Annotated in this window: 19 protein-coding genes; 11 read left to right on the forward strand and 8 right to left on the reverse strand. The window is 65.1% G+C overall.

The window, feature by feature from the left end; translation table 11 throughout:
- The first annotated feature begins 135 nt into the window (after positions 1-135).
- The 10 genes from flgB (at position 136) to IVB23_RS34705 (ending at position 9,468) form a co-directional block, all read left to right on the forward strand.
- Positions 136-540, forward strand: a complete 405-nt coding sequence (gene flgB, locus IVB23_RS34660) for a flagellar basal body rod protein FlgB (RefSeq protein WP_197967293.1) — start codon at positions 136-138, stop codon at positions 538-540.
- 36 nt (positions 541-576) lie between these two features.
- Positions 577-1,002, forward strand: coding sequence for a flagellar basal body rod protein FlgC (gene flgC / locus IVB23_RS34665; protein ID WP_028180906.1), 426 nt, complete (start codon positions 577-579; stop codon positions 1,000-1,002).
- 17 nt (positions 1,003-1,019) lie between these two features.
- Positions 1,020-1,328, forward strand: coding sequence for a flagellar hook-basal body complex protein FliE (fliE, locus tag IVB23_RS34670; protein WP_028180905.1), 309 nt, complete (start codon positions 1,020-1,022; stop codon positions 1,326-1,328).
- 133 nt (positions 1,329-1,461) lie between these two features.
- Positions 1,462-1,725 (forward strand): flagellar biosynthesis protein FliQ, encoded by a 264-nt coding sequence (gene fliQ / locus IVB23_RS34675; protein WP_028180904.1) that lies wholly within the window; start codon positions 1,462-1,464, stop codon positions 1,723-1,725.
- Between the two features lie 17 nt (positions 1,726-1,742).
- Positions 1,743-2,513, forward strand: a complete 771-nt coding sequence (fliR, locus tag IVB23_RS34680; RefSeq protein ID WP_028180903.1) for a flagellar biosynthetic protein FliR — start codon at positions 1,743-1,745, stop codon at positions 2,511-2,513.
- A 12-nt stretch (positions 2,514-2,525) separates the two neighbouring features.
- Positions 2,526-3,605: a flagellar biosynthesis protein FlhB gene (flhB, locus tag IVB23_RS34685; protein WP_028180902.1), complete on the forward strand. Its 1,080-nt coding sequence runs from the start codon at positions 2,526-2,528 to the stop codon at positions 3,603-3,605.
- A gap of 154 nt (positions 3,606-3,759) precedes the next feature.
- A complete protein-coding gene (locus IVB23_RS34690) occupies positions 3,760-6,339 on the forward strand; it encodes a PAS domain-containing protein (RefSeq protein WP_197967294.1) in 2,580 nt (859 codons plus the stop codon).
- Positions 6,340-6,709: 370 nt separating this feature from the next.
- On the forward strand, positions 6,710-7,741 hold the full coding sequence (locus IVB23_RS34695) for a Tim44 domain-containing protein (protein WP_247801502.1): 1,032 nt from the start codon (positions 6,710-6,712) through the stop codon (positions 7,739-7,741).
- A 144-nt stretch (positions 7,742-7,885) separates the two neighbouring features.
- The gene (locus IVB23_RS34700) at positions 7,886-8,566 is read left to right on the forward strand and encodes a lectin (protein ID WP_247801503.1); all 681 of its coding nucleotides are present in this window, start codon (positions 7,886-7,888) and stop codon (positions 8,564-8,566) included.
- Positions 8,567-8,760: 194 nt separating this feature from the next.
- On the forward strand, positions 8,761-9,468 hold the full coding sequence (locus IVB23_RS34705) for a glutathione S-transferase (RefSeq protein WP_061883016.1): 708 nt from the start codon (positions 8,761-8,763) through the stop codon (positions 9,466-9,468).
- 27 nt (positions 9,469-9,495) lie between these two features.
- Here the strand turns inward: IVB23_RS34705 and IVB23_RS34710 are convergent, their stop codons facing one another.
- The 3 genes from IVB23_RS34710 to IVB23_RS34720 form a co-directional block, all read right to left on the reverse strand.
- Positions 9,496-10,170: an isoprenylcysteine carboxylmethyltransferase family protein gene (locus tag IVB23_RS34710; RefSeq protein WP_247801504.1), complete on the reverse strand. Its 675-nt coding sequence runs from the start codon at positions 10,168-10,170 to the stop codon at positions 9,496-9,498.
- Positions 10,171-10,286: 116 nt separating this feature from the next.
- A complete protein-coding gene (locus tag IVB23_RS34715) occupies positions 10,287-10,460 on the reverse strand; it encodes a hypothetical protein (protein ID WP_194393053.1) in 174 nt (57 codons plus the stop codon).
- A 341-nt stretch (positions 10,461-10,801) separates the two neighbouring features.
- Entirely contained in the window at positions 10,802-11,275 is a 474-nt protein-coding gene (locus IVB23_RS34720) for a hypothetical protein (protein ID WP_061883074.1), read from the reverse strand.
- Between the two features lie 211 nt (positions 11,276-11,486).
- On the opposite strand from IVB23_RS34720, the gene IVB23_RS34725 reads away from it, so the two are divergent.
- Positions 11,487-13,142: a fumarate hydratase gene (locus tag IVB23_RS34725; RefSeq protein ID WP_197967298.1), complete on the forward strand. Its 1,656-nt coding sequence runs from the start codon at positions 11,487-11,489 to the stop codon at positions 13,140-13,142.
- A 157-nt stretch (positions 13,143-13,299) separates the two neighbouring features.
- On the opposite strand, the gene IVB23_RS34730 is transcribed toward IVB23_RS34725, so the two are convergent.
- The 5 genes from IVB23_RS34730 to IVB23_RS34750 all read right to left on the reverse strand — a co-directional run bounded on the left by IVB23_RS34730 (position 13,300) and on the right by IVB23_RS34750 (position 17,096).
- Positions 13,300-14,220, reverse strand: coding sequence for an SH3 domain-containing protein (locus IVB23_RS34730; RefSeq protein ID WP_247801505.1), 921 nt, complete (start codon positions 14,218-14,220; stop codon positions 13,300-13,302).
- 14 nt (positions 14,221-14,234) lie between these two features.
- Entirely contained in the window at positions 14,235-14,531 is a 297-nt protein-coding gene (locus tag IVB23_RS34735; RefSeq protein WP_131871360.1) for a hypothetical protein, read from the reverse strand.
- A 105-nt stretch (positions 14,532-14,636) separates the two neighbouring features.
- Positions 14,637-15,191, reverse strand: coding sequence for a septation protein IspZ (locus IVB23_RS34740; protein WP_247801506.1), 555 nt, complete (start codon positions 15,189-15,191; stop codon positions 14,637-14,639).
- A 197-nt stretch (positions 15,192-15,388) separates the two neighbouring features.
- A complete protein-coding gene (locus IVB23_RS34745) occupies positions 15,389-15,643 on the reverse strand; it encodes a hypothetical protein (RefSeq protein WP_247805014.1) in 255 nt (84 codons plus the stop codon).
- Between the two features lie 61 nt (positions 15,644-15,704).
- On the reverse strand, positions 15,705-17,096 hold the full coding sequence (locus tag IVB23_RS34750) for a carotenoid oxygenase family protein (RefSeq protein ID WP_197967301.1): 1,392 nt from the start codon (positions 17,094-17,096) through the stop codon (positions 15,705-15,707).
- Positions 17,097-17,199: the final 103 nt, after the last annotated feature.

The following is a 17,199-nucleotide window of genomic DNA, read 5'->3' on the forward strand; positions in this document are numbered from 1 at the left end:
CGGGCGCGCGAAAATCGTGTCTCGCCCGCCGACATGCTTCGAGAGCGCTCTTAACCAGCTGTTAACCATACAGGCGGCAAATTCTGCCTAGCTTCGGACCTCGGGTCCGCAAGGGTGGCGGAAGGAGCCGCGACGATGTCCATCAACGACCTCCCGGTGCTGTCGGCGCTTCGCACCAAGATGCAGTGGCACCAGGAGCGCCAGCGCGTCCTGTCCGAGAACGTCTCCAATTCCGACACGCCCAAATTCCGGCCGCGCGACCTGGTCGAGCCGAAGTTCGACAGGACCGGCGCCGTCACGGGGGCCATGGGGCCGCTGGCCCTGACCCGTACCAGCGCCTCGCACATGACGCCATCAGGCGCCGCCTCCGCATTCGACCAGGACAAGAACGCCGGCTTCGAGACCCGTCCTGCGGGCAACGCCGTCAATCTCGAGGAGGAGATGATGAAGGCCGCCAGCAACCAGATGGACTACGCGGCGGCGACCTCGCTCTATTCCAAGAGCCTGCGCCTGCTCAAGACCGCGATCGGCAAGGCCTAGGCGTGATCCCGCAACCAGGAGAGCTAGAGGCGCATCATGGCGAATGACAGCAGCGACTTTGCCCGCTCGATGGCGATCGCCACCTCCGGCCTGCGCGCGCAGGCCGGGCGCATGCGGGTGATCTCGGAAAACATCGCCAATGCCGACTCGACGGCCCAGACCGCCGGCGGCGATCCCTATCGGCGCAAGGTTCCGACCTTCTCCTCCGCGCTCGACCGCACGCTGGACGCGCAGGTCGTTACTCTCGGCAGGATCAAGCCCGACCAGTCCGACTTCCGCGTCAAATACGAGCCGAACAATCCGGCCGCGGATGCGAGCGGCAACGTCAAATATCCCAACGTGAACTCGGTGGTCGAGATAACCGACATGCGCGATGCGCAGCGGTCCTACGAGGCCAATCTCAACATCATCAGTGCGACGCGCCGGATGATCCAGCGCACGCTCGACATCCTCAAGAGCTGAACAGGACATCTTAAGTCATGGCATCACCGACAATCGCCGCGAACGCCTATGCCAACCTTGCCCGCGTGCTTGAGAACGGCGGCGCCGGCAAGGGCAGCGAGCCGACCGGGCAATCCTTTGCTTCGCTGCTGAAGGACGCCGTCGGCAGCGTCATGGAGTCCGGCCGCAAATCCGATGCGCAGACGGTGGCGATGGCCGCCGGCAAGGCCAACGTGATGGACGTGGTGACGGCGGTCGCGGACACCGACGTCGCGGTATCAACGCTGGTCTCGGTCCGCGATCGCGTGATCGCGGCGTATGAAGACATCATGAAGATGCCGATCTGACGAGGTTGTCATTCCGGGGCGCGACGAAGTCGCGAGCCCGGAATCCATAATCACGATCGGGAGTATGGATTCCGGGCTCTCGCTGCGCGAGCCCCGGAATGACGAAAAACAATTCAGAGTAGGAATTCTGCAAATGACCGGACCCGAGACCCTCGACGTCGCACGCGATGCGATCTGGACCATCGTGATCGTGTCCTCCCCGCTGATGGTGGTCGGCCTCGTGGTCGGCGTCATCGTGTCGCTGTTCCAGGCGCTGACGCAGATCCAGGAGCAGACGCTGATCTACGTGCCGAAGATCCTGGCCATCTTCGCCACGATGCTGCTGGCGCTGCCGTTCATGGCCGACTCGCTCCACGCCCACATGATGCGTATATCGTCGCGAATCATCGGCGGCTGAGGCAAGATGCGTGAATTATGCGCATCGACGTCTCGCTGCTGCCGGCGCTCGCCGCTTCCTTCATGCTCGCCTTCGCCCGGGTCGGCGCGATGGTGATGCTGCTGCCAGGGCTGGGCGAGACCAACATCCCGACGCGGATAAAGCTGTCGATCGCGCTGATGCTCACGCTGATCATCCTGCCGCTGCATCGCAACGCCTACCACGTCGACATGGGCTCGCTGGCGCCGCTGCTGGTGCTGATGCTGCATGAGATCGCGATCGGTATCGTGCTGGGCGCGACCGCGCGCGTGACGCTGTCGGCGCTCCAGGTCGCGGGATCCGTGATCGCGCAGCAGATGGGGCTCGGCTTCGTCACCTCGGTCGATCCGACGCAGGGGCAGCAGGGCGTGCTGGTCGGCAACTTCCTGACCATTCTCGGCGTGACGTTGCTGTTTGCCACCGACAGCCACCATCTGGTGATCGCCGCGCTGAACGACAGCTATACGATCTTCTCGCCGGGCGAGACCGTATCGAGCGGCGATGTCGCCTCGCTGGCGACGCGCGCCTTCACCGCCGCGTTCCGCCTGGGCCTGCAACTCTCGGGACCGTTCCTGGTGTTCGGCCTCGTCTTCAACATCGGGCTCGGCGTGCTGGCGCGGTTGATGCCGCAGATGCAGGTCTATTTCGTCGGCGTGCCGCTGTCGATCTTCGCGGGCTTCCTGGTGCTCGCCGTGGTGCTGACCGCGATGATGGGCACTTTTCTCGATTATTTCATCGGTGTCATGCACCAGATGATGCCGCTCAAGTGACGGGGGCGCTACGTGGCGGAAGACAACGATCCCGAAAGTCAAACAGAAGACCCGACGCAAAAGCGCCTGGACGATGCGCTCGAACGCGGCGACGTCGCCAAGAGCCAGGAGATCAACACCTGGTTCATGATGGCGGGCGGCACGCTCGTGGTCTCGACCTTCTCGGGCTCGGTCGGCAGCGGGCTGCTGACGCCGATGCGCAACCTGCTCGCCAATTCCTGGATGATCAAGACCGACGGCAAGGCTCTGCTCGCGCTGATGCAGCAGATCGAATTCGTCGTGCTCGCGGCCGTCGGCGTGCCCCTCCTGATGCTGATGCTGGCGGCGATTGCCGGCAACATGCTCCAGCACCGCCTGGTGTGGTCGGCCGAATCCCTGAAACCCAAATTCAACAAGATTTCGCCCGGCGCCGGCTTCAAGCGCATCTTCGGCAAGCAGGCGGCCGCCAATTTTCTCAAAGGCGTCGGCAAGCTGGTCTTGCTCGGCGCGGTCATGACCATGATCCTGTGGCCGGAGCGGCACCGCATGGAGGCGATGGTCCGGCTCGATCCGGCCGGCATGCTCGGCGCGACAACCAGCATGACCATTCATCTGCTCGGAGCGGTGGTCGCGGCGCTCGCGATCGTCGCCATCGCCGATTACTTCTTCCAGTACCGAAGCTGGTTCCAGCGGCAGAAGATGTCGCTTCAGGAGATCAAGGAAGAATTCAAGCAATCCGAAGGTGACCCGCACATCAAGGGCAAGATCAGGCAGTTGCGGCAGCAGCGCGCCAAGAAGCGCATGATGGCGGCGGTTCCCAAGGCCTCGGTGATCATCACCAACCCGACCCACTATTCGGTGGCGCTCTCCTACGAGCGGGGCATGTCGGCCCCGATCTGCGTCGCCAAGGGCGTCGACAACCTAGCCTTCAAGATCCGGGAGATCGCACGCGAGCACGACATCCCGATCGTGGAGAACGTTCCGCTGGCCCGGGCGCTCTACGCCACGGTCGACATCGACCAGGAAATCCCGACCGAGCACTATCATGCGGTCGCCGAAGTCATCGGCTACGTCATGCGGCTGAAGCGCGGATTCAGCGCCGGGCGGGGATAAAACACCCGAAAAATACCGGAAATGGCCGTAATCTGGGAATCAGCGTACCTTTCGCCGCTGCTGCCCTTGCACCTCAGGGTCCGATTCAGGCAGGGAGGACCCCATGCGCCCCGTAACGCGTTGATTCTCTGCCGACAGGCTGCGCCAGCTCGATATGACTGCTGAGACCGACCACGACCTCACACGCGAGCCCGTTGCGGCGCACGAGCCGTCGCCGCGCTCGGGCAGCATTGCGCTGGTGCTGCTGGTGGCCGCCGGCCTCGTCGCGGTCGCCGTCGGCCTGATGACGCTCGGGCGCGCGCAGGCGCAGCCCTATATCCTGGGCATCCTCGCCGTGCTGGCGATGGTCGGCCTGTTCAACCTGTTCGCCTTCGCCGCCGGCATCATCCGCTTCGCGGACCGCAATCTCGACGATCCCATCATTGGCCACATCTCCGATCACGCCTTCGACGGGCTCGCAGTCACCGATGCGCGCGGACACGTGGTCTATTCCAATGCCGCCTATCTGACGCTGACCGGCGCCACCGGCCCGCAGGACGTGCGCCCCGTCGAGCGCGTCTTCATCGGCAACCCCGACGTCTCGGAAGCCGTGTTCCGGCTGCTCAAGGCCGCCCGCGAGGGCAAGCGGCAGCAGGAAGAGGTGCGTATCTCCGGCCATGACGGCAACCAGGGCCGCTGGCTGCGCATGCGTGTGCGCCCGCTCGGCACCGGAAAGCGCGAGGCGAAATACGCGGTGTGGTCGATTGCCGACATCACCCGAGACCGCGAACGCCAGGAGGATGTGTTCCAGGAGCTCCAGCACGCGATCGAATATCTCGATCACGCGCCGTGCGGCTTCTTCTCGGTCAATCCGGCCGGCGAGCTCGCCTACGTCAATGCGACGCTGGCGAACTGGCTCGACTACGATCTCGCCGAGATCGGTTCGGGCGGCCTCAAGCTCACCGACATCGTCTCCGGCGACGGCGCCTCGCTGCTCACCTCCATCGTGGCGGTGCCGGGCGAGGTGAAGACCGAAGTCTTCGACATCGACCTGCGCATGCGCACCGGCAAGACCATGCCGGTGCGGCTCTATCACAAGCTCGCCTTCGGCGCCGACGGCGCGCCGGGGCCGTCGCGCACGCTCGTGATCAGCCGCGCCCGCGACGAGCGCAGCGACCCCGACCGCGCCGCCGAAGTGCGCTTCATGCGCTTCTTCGACCACACGCCGATGGCGATCGCGACCGTCGATCGCGCCGGCAACGTCGTGCGGGCCAATGCGCGCTATGCCAAGCTCGGACAGGCGCTCGGGCTCGACAGCGCCGGCAAGTCGATCTTCCGCGCGGTCAGCTCGCGCGACCGGCAGCTTTTGATCGCGGCCATCAACCAGGCGGCCGAAGGCAAGGCCGACATCGCGCCGGTCGAGGTGGCACTGGAAGGGGCCAAGGAGCGCTGGGGCCAGTTCTTCGTGACGCCGGTCGATTCGGCCGAGACCGAGGCGGAAGCCGCCATCGTGCACATGCTCGAGACCACCGAGCGGCGCGCGCTGGAGAACCAGATCAACCAGTCGCAGAAGATGGAGACGGTCGGCCAACTCGCCGGCGGCATCGCCCACGACTTCAACAACGTGCTCTCCGCCATCATGATGGCAAACGACTTCCTGCTGAACGCGCACAAGCCGACCGACCCGTCGTTCCAGGACATCATGCAGATCAAGCAGAACGCGACGCGCGCCGCGACGCTGGTGCGGCAGCTGCTGGCGTTCTCGCGGCGGCAGACGCTGCGGCCGCAGGTGCTCGATCTCGGCGATGCGCTGTCCGATCTCACCATGCTGCTGCGCCGGCTGATCGGCGAGAAGGTCAAGCTCGACCTCGTCCACGGCCGCGACCTCTGGCCGGTGAAGGTCGACGTCTCCCAGTTCGAGCAGGTGATCGTCAACCTGGCGGTGAACGCGCGCGACGCCATGCCTGATGGCGGCAAGCTGATCATCCGGACCGCAAACGTCACCACCGAGGACGCGGGCAAGCTCGCCTACAAGGGCATGCCGGCCGCGGACTATGTCCGGATCGAGGTCGCCGACACCGGCACCGGCATTCCCGCCGACATCCGCGACAAGATCTTCGAGCCGTTCTTCTCGACGAAGGAAGTGGGCAAGGGCACCGGCCTCGGGCTCTCCACCGTTTACGGCATCGTCAAGCAGACCGGCGGCTTCATCTATGTCGATTCCGAGCCGGGGCAGGGCACCTCGTTCCATATCTTCCTGCCGCGCCATCACGCCGAGCAGGACGTGCAGGTCGAGCAGCCCGCAGCCGCGGCCAGCGCGACCGGCGGCGCCGCGAAGGAGGCCGCGCCCGCCGAGGCCAAGCCGCGCACCGATCTCACCGGGCAGGGCACCATCCTGCTGGTCGAGGATGAGGAGGGCCTGCGCGCGCTCAACGCCCGCGGCCTGCGCTCGCGCGGCTACACCGTGGTCGAGGCCGAGAACGGCGTCGAGGCCATGGAGGTGCTGGAGGAGCAGAGCGGGGCGATCGATCTCGTCGTCTCCGACGTCGTCATGCCCGAGATGGACGGCCCGACGCTGCTGAAGGCGATGCGGGAAAAGAACCCCGACATCAAGTTCATCTTCGTCTCGGGCTATGCCGAGGACGCGTTCGAGAAGAGCCTGCCCGAAGGCCAGCAGTTCGACTTCCTGCCAAAACCGTTCACGCTCAGCCAGCTCGTGGCAGCCGTGAAGGAGACGATGACCAAGCAGGGATGAGGGCAAGAGGCGCTACGCCGTTCCCGCATTCTCCGTCATTGCGAGCCACCGGGTCCGCGCGAAGCGCGGCTCGATGTCAGGCTCCGCGAAGCAATCCAGGCTGCCTCCACGGAAAGATCCTGGATGGCTTCCTCGTAAGGGGTCCTCGCAATGACGGTGGATAGAGTTGCGCTTCGCAACGATGCGCGAGAAAGCTGAAATTCCGCTCCGAACCCGCCGGTAACCGACGACCGCGGTTCCTTGCCAGATCCGGCCAAGCCCTCGCCAAATATGGGCTTTTGCCACATCCCCGCGACTGAGGGCCGCAGTCGCAGGCTCCGAAACCGGCTTCACTTTTCGGGAAGTCTGCCCATCTTAAGCGCACGTCCCCATGCCGGGGATTTGGGAAACGCACATGACTTTCTCGCTTCGCTCCCGGAAACTCTTCAACACGATCGCCGTCGTGCTGGCGCTTGCGCTGCCGACCGCGCTGACGATCTCGTCGGCCGACGCCCGCGCGGGTGGCGGCATGTCGTCCGGTTCGCGCGGTACGCGCTCCTATTCGGCGCCGCCGTCGACCACGACCGCGCCGGGCTCGACCTCGCAGTTCAACCGCACCTACACCCAGCCCGGCGCAGGCATGAACTCGGCGGCTTCCGCGCCTGCGCGCGGCGGCATGTTCGGCCGGGCCGGCGGCTTCATGGGCGGCCTTGCGGCCGGCTTCCTCGGCGCAGGCCTCCTCGGCATGCTGTTCGGCGGCGGCCTGTTCGGCGGCCTCGGCGGCCTGTCCTCGATCCTCGGCCTGATCATCCAGATCGCGCTCGTTGTGCTGGTGGTGCGGCTGGCGATGTCGTGGTGGCAGCGCCGTCACGCCCCGCGGGCGGCTTATGCCAATGCAAATGCTGATGCAGGCGCCGCGCCCGGACCGCAGACGAGCTATCGCAGCGGTCTCGGTAGCGGTCTCGGTGGCGGCCTTGGCAGCGGCCTCGGCGGCTTCGGCTTCGGTGCCAACAACGCGCCGCTCGAGATCAAGCCGGACGACTATGAGGCGTTCGAGCGCCTGCTCGGCGAGGTTCAGACCGCCTGGTCGAACGAGGACGTGGCCAAGCTGCACACGCTCGCGACGCCGGAAATGGTCTCCTATTTCGAGCAGGACCTTGCCCAGAACCGTGCACGCAACGTCGTCAACAAGGTGACCGGCGTCAAGCTGCTGCAGGGCGACCTCGCGGAAGCCTGGCGGGAAGGCGAGACCGAGTACGCCACGGTGGCGCTGCGCTTCGCGCTCACCGACAAGACGGCCGACCGCAACACCGGCGCAATCGTCGCCGGCAGCGAGCAGCCGGGCGAGGCCACCGAGATCTGGACGTTTGCCCGCAGGCCGGGCAGCGGCTGGGAGTTGTCGGCGATCCAGCAGACCAACTGATCGCTCGCCACATGAGGAACCAGGGCGTCGTGCGTTCCGCACGGCGCCCTTTTCTTTGAGCTCCTCGCCTCGCTGCATCGGAATAAGCGGCCGCGTGTCGGGTTGACATGAGGCGGTTAACGACAAGCAAGACGGGAGGACAGCATGATCCGCATCGAGAGATCCGCAACGATTTCAGGCCTGGCGCTCGCAATGGCTTTGCTGGCGACGCCATCGGCGCAAGCGCAGTCGGCCGACATGACCTTCTTCGTAACCTCCAACGGGCCGGGCAAGGGCGCCGATTTCGGTGGCCTCGAAGGTGCCGACGCGCAATGCCAGAAGCTTGCACAAGCCGCCGGCGCCGGCAGCAAGACCTGGCGCGCTTATCTCTCGACGCAGCCCGCCGACGGCAAGCCGGCGATCAACGCCAGGGACCGCATCGGCAAGGGGCCCTGGCAGAATGCCAAGGGCACGGTGATCGCCAAGGACGTCGCCGAGTTGCACGGCGCCGCCAACAACCTCACCAAGCAGACCGCGCTCAGCGAGAAGGGTGAGGTCATCAATGGTGCCGGCGACCAGCCGAACCGGCACGACATCCTCACGGGATCGCAGGCCGACGGCACCGCGTTTGCCGGGCCGGACGATCGCACCTGCAAGAACTGGACATCGAGCACGCAAGGCGCCGCGATGGTCGGCCATGCCGATCGCCGGGGCCTGCGCGACGACGAGCCCTCGAAATCTTGGAACAGCTCTCACCCCTCGCGCGGTCCAGACGGCGGCTGCTCGCAGGCCGATCTGAAGAGCACCGGCGGCGACGGGCTGCTGTACTGCTTCGCGGCGAATTGAGGCACGGAGTTCTGTCCCCCGTCATTGCGAGGAGCCCTTGCGACGACGCAATCCAGAGTCTTTCCGCAGAGGCAGTCTGGATTGCTGCGCTCGCAATGAAGAGTGTGTTGCGCGAACCCTCCGTCTCACTCTGACGGAACCCCGAGCGGCATGCTACATTGGTTCGTAAGTCTTCACGCTCACGGACCCCTCCCATGAAATACGAGCTCTATTACTGGCCCGAGATCCAGGGCCGCGGCGAATATGTGCGGCTGGCGCTGGAGGAGGCGGGGGCCGCTTACGTCGATGTCGCGCGCGGTCCGCGCGGGACTGCCGCGATGATGAAGATGATGGACGCGCACGAGGGCACGCCGCCCTTTGCGCCGCCGTTCCTGAAAGCAGGCAAGCTCGTCATCGGCCAGACCGCCAACATCCTGCTCTATCTCGGCGCCCGCCATGGGCTTGCGCCGAAGACGGAAGCCGGCAGGCTCTGGGTGCACCAGCTTCAGCTCACGATCACGGACTTCGTCGTCGAGATCCACGACACCCATCATCCGCTCGGACCCTCGCTCTATTATGAGGACCAGAAGGCACCGGCGAAGAAGCGCACGGCCGACTTCTGGGACGAGCGCGTACCGAAATATCTCGGCTATTTCGAGCGGCTTCTCGACGGGAGCGGCGGCACCTATGTCACCGGTCGCCGCCTGACCTACGTCGATCTCTCGCTATTCCAGATCGTTGACGGGCTGCGTTATGCCTTCCCCAGGCGCATGAAGGCGTTCGAAGCGGATGTCCCGGGCCTAGTCGGTCTGCACGACCGCATCGCCGCGCGGCCGAACATCAAGGCCTATCTCGAAAGCGAGCGCCGCATTCCCTTCAACGAGCAGGGCATCTTCCGCCGCTACCGCGAGCTGGACGGTTAGCGGTTCGGACCGGAAAAGGATCAGCCCTCACCAGACGCCGGGCACGAGGCGGTAGCGCACCCGTGCCGCATAATCGGTATAGCCAGGCAGGCCCTCGCGCAGCGTGCGCTCCTCGATGGGGATGCGGACCGCGAGCAAGGCGATGAAGAGCGGCATCATCGCAAGTCCCCACCACGACCCCAGCAGCAACGGCACGCCGGCGAAGAACAGCACCAGGCCGCTGTACATGGGATGACGGACATGGGCGTAGGGACCGGTCGAGATCACGTGCTGCGCGCGCTCGGTTTGCAGCTTCACCACGGGCGCGGCGAACGAATTCTCGCGGAAGACCCACATCGTGAACAGTGTCGAGGCCAGGAACAGCGCGAGGCCGAGCGCCTGCAACGCAGTCGGCATGTCGGAGGATTGAAAGCGCCGGTCAAGCCCCATCACGACCAGCCAGGCCAGCATCACGACGACGAAGACGGCCATGAACATCTTGTCGGCCGCGGGCTGATCCTTTTGCAGCACCGGCCGCAGACGTTCGGCCAGCAGCGCCGGATCGATCCGGTAGAGCCACCAGCCGCAGAGCGGGCCGAGGAATGCGGAGGCGGCGAGGAACGTCCAGGCCGACGGCCAATGCAGTGTTCCGGCGCATGCGAACAGCACCGCGCCCATGGCGACGACGAAGACCGTGTTCTGCAACAGCAGGCGTGCGATCATGCGCAGGTCCCGGGCGAGCGGCGCACGATATTGGTGCAGCTATCCGGCAAAGATGCGGCCGACCGCGCGAAAAGCCCGATCGACCGGATCGGGCGCTTCAGCTTTGGCAAGCCTGGTCAGGCGAGTTGATCGATCCGCGTGCCCTGACCCGGCGGCAGCGGCGCGGGCGGCTGCGGCTTGAAGGTCGGATCCTCGTCCTTCACCTTGGTCTGGTCGTCCTGCTGCTTGGTCGTGTCGTAGTTAGGGACCACGATCGCGATCGGCGGCGGCGCCACGGTGGAAACCTTCATCCGCAAATCCTCACATATGGAAACAATTCAGCCTGCCCTGCGAGGAGCGAAATTTCCTTCAAGGCAATCGCTAAAATGCGAGGAATTGGTGCGGTGAATGCCGCGTATAGGTCTCATCTGCGCGGTGCAAACAAGGAGACGACGAGGCCTCTCCCCGTCATTGCGAGGAGCTCGCGAAAAAATTGCGTAGCAATTTTGCGCTGATGCGACGAAGCAATCCAGACTGTCTCCGCGGACAGATTTCTGGATTGCTTCGCTGCGCTCGCAATGACGGAGTACGTGGCCAGCTATTAGCGCGCCAGCTGCGCCGCGCCCGCAGCAAGAGCGAGGAGTATGCCGCCCTATTCGTCCTTGCCGCGCGTGATCGCGATTGACGCCTCCGTCTTGCTGCGGGTGCATTCCATGTTGAGCCGGCGATAGCGCATGCTGACCTTGTCGCCGCGGAGCAGGCCCATCCGCTTCAGGCAGCGTGTCGCGCCCGTCGTCGTGTCGTCCTTCGTCACGGTGAAGACGATCGCGGCCATCGATCCCACCAGCGCATAGAACTCCGGCTTGGGCTTGCGATCACCCTTGGCATAGAGCTCGATCGAATATTTGTCGCCGCGGCAACTCACGGAGAGCTCCTTGGCCGCCGGATGCGTCATGTAGACGACATTGGCGGCGCGGAAATTCACCTTCAGGCGATCGACCTGGTTCGCCAGCTCCTTGGCGCTGTCGTCGCAGCGGTCGGCGCGCGCGGGAGAGACGAGGGCCACAAGGCCGGCGATGGCGGCGGCGACCAGGATCGCGCCGCGGACGTTCAAGTTCAATGTCATGATGAAAAAGGCCCTTAGCTCGCGCATTCAAGCGTCGGCGGGCCCGAAGCGCAAGGGCGGCAGAGGCATTTCCACGAGGTGTGCCAATGCCTTCCCGAGCCCGGCCAGCCTCTCCCATGCGCACCGCTCCCTTTCTTTTCTGGCCAAAATGCGCTTAGAACCCTTCTATGCCTGGAGGCCCGCGAGGCCCCGAAACCCCGAGATCCGCCCCATGAACGCTCCCACCGCCTTTCCCGATCAGTCCAAGCCCGTTCCGCCCTACAAGCACACCCCGCTGTTCCCGCTGGGCAAGGACGAGACGCCTTACAAGAAGATTTCGTCCGAGGGCGTCAGGGTCGAGAAGGTCCTTGGCAAGGACATGCTGGTGGTGTCGCGCGAGGCGCTGCGCGCGCTGTCGGAGGCGGCTTTTGGCGACATCAACCATTACCTGCGGCCCGGTCATCTGAAGCAGCTCCGCGCGATCCTGGAGGACGGCGAGGCGAGCCCGAACGACAAGTTCGTTGCGCTCGACTTCCTGAAGAACGCCAACATCGCGGCCGGCGGCGTGCTGCCGATGTGCCAGGACACCGGCACCGCGATCATCATGGGCAAGAAAGGCTGCAACGTCATCACCGACGGTGACGACGAGGCGGCGCTGTCGGAAGGCGCGCGCGACGCTTACCTGCGCCGCAATCTGCGCTACTCACAGGTCGCGCCGCTCTCGATGTACGAGGAGAAGAACACCGCCAACAACATGCCGGCGCAGTGCGAGATCTACGCCGAGGGCGACGACGCCTACAAGTTCATGTTCATGGCGAAGGGCGGCGGCTCCGCCAACAAGAGCTTTCTGTTCCAGGCCACGCCCTCGGTGCTGACCAAGGACCGGCTGCTCGCGTTCCTCAAGGAGAAGATCCTCACGCTCGGCACCGCCGCGTGCCCGCCCTATCACCTCGCCATCGTGATCGGCGGCACCTCGGCCGAGCTCTGCATGAAGACGGTGAAGCTGGCCTCGGCCCGCTATCTCGACGCGTTGCCGACGCACGGCTCGCCCGACGGCAACGCCTTCCGCGACGTCGAGATGGAGAAGGAAATCCACAAGATGACGCAAAGCCTCGGCGTCGGCGCACAGTTCGGCGGGAAATATTTTTGCCATGACGTGCGCGTGATCCGCATGCCGCGCCACGGCGCATCGCTTCCCATCGGGCTTGGCGTGTCCTGCTCGGCCGATCGCCAGGTGCTCGGCAAGATCACCAGGGACGGCGTCTATCTCGAGGAGCTCGAGCACAATCCGGCGCAATATCTGCCCGAGGTCGAACAGGCGCTTGGCGGCGAGGTCGTCAAGATCGACCTCAACCAGCCGATGAAGGATATTCTGGCGACCTTCTCGAAGCACCCGATCAAGACCCGCGTCTCGATGACCGGCACCATGATCGTCGCGCGCGACAGCGCGCATGCCAAGCTGCGCGAGCGGCTGGAGAAGGGCGAGCCGCTGCCGGACTACTTCAAGAACCATCCGGTGTACTACGCCGGCCCCGCCAAGACGCCGGAAGGCTACGCCTCCGGCGCGTTCGGCCCGACCACGGCAGGCCGCATGGACTCCTTCGTCGACCAGTTCCAGGCCGCCGGCGGCTCGATGGTGATGGTGGCCAAGGGCAATCGCGCCCCCGCCGTGCGCGAGGCCTGCAAGAAGTACGGCGGCTTCTACCTCGGCTCGATCGGCGGCGCCGCCGCGAACCTCGCCGAGCACTGCATCAAGAAGGTCGAGGTGCTCGAATATCCCGAACTCGGCATGGAAGCGATCTGGCGCATCGAGGTCGTCGACTTCCCGGCGTTCATCATCATCGACGACAAGGGCAACGACTTCTTCAAGGAGTTGAATTTGGGCTAGGGCCTCCTCACCTCGCCCCGCTTGCGGGGAGAGGTCGGATTGCATCGAAGATGCAATCCGGGTGAGGGGGACTCTCCACGAGTCCAACTCTCTCCGTCCTTGCGGAGACTCCCCCTCACCCCAACCCTCTCCCCGCAAGCGGGGCTTGGGAGAACACTCAACTGCAATTCGTGACCTGGTTGGAGCACAGCGCGCGCCACCAGCCTCGGACGCCGTCGTGGCTCTCGACGAGACCCCACAAGCCGCTGCAGGCCAAGAGGCGCCTCGGGCCGCCGTCGGTGTCGAGCGCTCCGCCGAGCTCGCGCTGGGCCGGCATCCATTTGGCATCGGCGAAGGGCGCCTGGAACAGCCCGCCCATGCGCGTGGCGCCATTGGCATAGGCCGCACCGACCTTGTTCGAGGCGATCCAGCCGCGTCCGGCATAGGGCTTCGGTGCGCTGCGCGGATATCGCTTCTCGTCCTCGTAGTCCTTGCCGGGTGGCTTCGCGCCTTCGATCAGGAACCAGCCGTCCTTGAAGCCGATGATGCGGAATTCGGTGAGCCAGCCGCCCTCGGGCGTGTTCTCGGCGCCGCCGAGCTTCAGCCGATAGGGCGGCGGCAGCGTGCCGAGCACGCGCGCCTTGACCGACGGCTCGGCACGCACGTTGAGGCCGCCCGGGTCCTTGTCGATGGACCAGGCGCCGAGATCGCAGGGCTCGGTTCCAGCAGGCAGCGTCGAACGCTTGGCGGCCAGCTCGGCGTGCAGCCTTGCAAAATCGCTGTCGTCGCTGTCGGGATCCGGGTCGGGGCGCGGCTTCAGCTCGCCTGACGTCGCCCGCGTCCCATCCGCCGTCAGCGTGACGACCAGAGCCTGGCGCGCCGCAAAGGCGCTTGCCGGTGTCTTGGGATCGTTCGATGTTGCGGGGTAGACCGCGAGATAGCCGGTCGAGCCTTCGGTTCGATAGGCGGTGCCGGCAACATAGCCTGCCGGCACCAAAGCGAGCGCGCTCGCGCGCCACGCCGGTTCGCTGTCATCCGCGCGCGCCGCTTGTGTCGCGACACACAGGATTGCCGCCGCGATGAAACGAAGCATACGCATCGGCGCAGCGTGCGTTACGCCCGCGCACCCGTGAACGGGAAGCTGCCCATCGGGCCGATGCCCATCTCGCCGCTGATGCTGTCGCCGGAGACCGTGCCGGTGAATTCGAGGGTGAGCGGCATCGGCTTGTCGATCGAGGCCTTCCACGAGACGTTGTCGCCGGAGGCGGTGCCGTCGAAGATCTCGGTGGTGTTACCTTGCGCGCCCAGCGTGCCCGTGAGCGTGCCGCCCGCAGCCTTCAGGCTCAGCGTCGCCTGCTGTTCGCCCATCGGCGTCGTCATGGTCAGATTCCAATTGCCGTCCACGGCCATTCCCGTCTCCCGAACAAATCTCGGCGGTCCGCGACGATCCGCGGCCGTCCTTAAGCGAGCCTATAGCCCAACTCGCAGGTCCTGCCTAACCCTGCGATCGGTCAATCAGGCGCGGGCGGCGGCGCGCCGGCGGCTGGTGACGATGAGCCTGAGAACGACATACTGCACGGCGAAGGCCAGGATCTTGCCGCCGCCGGCGACCACCGTGAGGTAGAACGCCCACAGCTTCAGATCGCCCGTGGAGGCGACCACGATCATGCCGCCGCCGATCACGAACATCAGCACGGCCCAGGCATAGCCCGCAGCCGTCACATATTCCGGAACGGTCTCGGTGACGAGCGGCGGCATGTAGCGCAGCATCCAGCCGCGCTTGAGCATGATGAGGCCGATCGCGAAATGCGCGATCGAAGGCTTGGCCATCATGAAGCGGGGATCGTTGGTCAGCAGCGTGATCCCGCCCAGCCCGACGACGAGGGCGAGGCTGGCATAGGTCATGTAATTGAGTTGCTGACCCTTGATGCGGGCATGGACCACCTGCGCAACCGCGCCGGCGATCGCCACCGATGTCGCAAGGATGACGTTGTCGGTGACGAGATAGATGACCAGGAAGAGGATGGCGGAGAAGAGATCTGAGCCGAGACGGGCGAATACGTCCTTCATCGTCAATCCTGTTCAGGGTGTGTCGGGCAATGCGCGGGCGGGCGTACCGTACTTGATCTTGCGATACTCGGGATACCCCTTTGTGAACCAGGTCGCACTGTTGCGGGCGGCAAAGTCCACCGCAAGGCTCGACCAGAGCGGCAGGCCGGCACCGCGTCGAGCGCGTATTGCACGGCGATGCCGGGTCAAGCAAACCTTTACAGCGTCAATATGACGTAGGTCACCTCCAAGAGGTGAAGGGCAGCAACGACCTGGTCCAATGCCGTTTCGGCCAATTCAGCCCAGGGCAGGAGCGGCAGTGTGGCGGCGGTCAGCAGACCGAGGCAGAGCAGGATGCTGCCGTCGAAGACGGTATGGCGGCTTCGCCGCAGCCGGATCAGCTGGAATGCGAGCGCAGCGCCGGTCAGGGCGAGGAGGACAAGTGCGCCTGCGGTGATCGAGGGCATGTGCATGGAAAACTCCTTGTCCGTCATCCCGGTTCGCGCCAAGTGGCACGGACCGGAATGACGAGGGCTAGGCCGCGCCGACCCAATTGCCGTGGAAGCCGTCGGGGACGCGGTGGCCGAGCTGCACCAAGGCCGCCGGGCCGGCCTCGATGTCGGTGGCATTGAACACGGCGAGATCGCTGCGGTTCTCCCTTGCGCGCCAAACCACCGCGAGCAGCCAGCCGTCGCCTTCGGCGGCATCCTTGGATCGTTCGACGAAAACAGGCTCGGAGATGGTGTCGCCGGCCGGCAGCAGGTAATGGCCGAGCCTTCGGCCGTTGCCGTCGACATGGACGATGCCGGAGAGCGCGCCGAACATCGGTAGTTTTGGATTGGCGCAGGCGTACCAGCCGTGTCGGTTTTTCAGTCCGGCGCGGCGGTCGTCGATGCGGGGGAATTCGCCGGTGAGATCGTCAAGGTATGTCTGCTGGAAGCGGTCGGTATTGCCTGCGAGATCGAACGTCCAGCGGCAGTGTCGGGCCCGCGACTTCTCCGGATCGGTCGGGCGGCCATCGGGATGCGGAAACAGCGGCGCTTCCTCAAACTGCATGACGTCTGCGACGATGCGGTCACCGTCTTCCCACGCATTCATGACGTGGAAGACGTAGCAGGCTTCGGCACGGAACCAGACGATGTCCTTGGCGGCGCCGCTGCGCTTCATCACGCCGACATAGGCGCCCTTGTCCGGCTCCCAGGCATAGGGCGGCCGTCCGCTCATCGCGCGCTCCATGCTGCCCGTGATCGGGAGGATCGGAAACAGCACATGGTTTTCGGTGACGATGAAATCGTGCACCATGCTGGCATAGGGCGCCTCGAAGCGCTCGAAGCGCGTCGCCTTGCCGGATGCGTCGATCGCTCCATAGGAGAGGGCAGGCGTCAACGGTCCCGCTGCATTGTAGCCGAAGAACACCAGTTCGCCGGTGACGGGATCGATCTTCGGATGCGCGGTAAAACTGCCGGCGACGTGGCCCTGATAGTTGTGATAGCCGCGCGTCGCCAGCGTGCCCGGCTCGATCTCCGTGGGCAGGTGGGCTTCTTCCAGCGCGAGCAGCTTGCCGGCATGGAAGATGATGTTGGTGTTGGCGACGCCACCATCGGTGAGGTTGGCCGGTGCATCCGGCAGCTTGCGGCCGAAGCCGCCGAACAGGGCCCGGCCGGCATCGTGCTCGGCGAGCCATTTCGGCGTGCGGACCCAGCGGTTGCGATAGCTTGCGCGGCCGTTTTCGAGATGGAAGGCGTGCAGCATGCCGTCGCCCACGAACCAGTGCGCGCCGGGCGACTCGAATTGCGGATTGGGCCCGTTGCGGTAGAGCGTGCCGTTCAGCTCGCGCGGCAATTCGCCGACGATCTTGAGGAAGGGTGCGTCGGCCTCGAACGGGATCGGTGCGATATTGTTGCGGCGCTCGGCGACCTGCTCCACGGCGTTGCTCCCTATCTTTACATCGTAAAGATCAGATAATACCGATTGCCGTTCCGGTCAAGCGAAATCTTTACACTGTCAATATTGCGTCATATAGCTTGTC

The sequence above is a fragment of the Bradyrhizobium sp. 191 genome (assembly GCF_023100985.1).
In the GTDB taxonomy this organism is placed as follows: domain Bacteria; phylum Pseudomonadota; class Alphaproteobacteria; order Rhizobiales; family Xanthobacteraceae; genus Bradyrhizobium; species Bradyrhizobium diversitatis.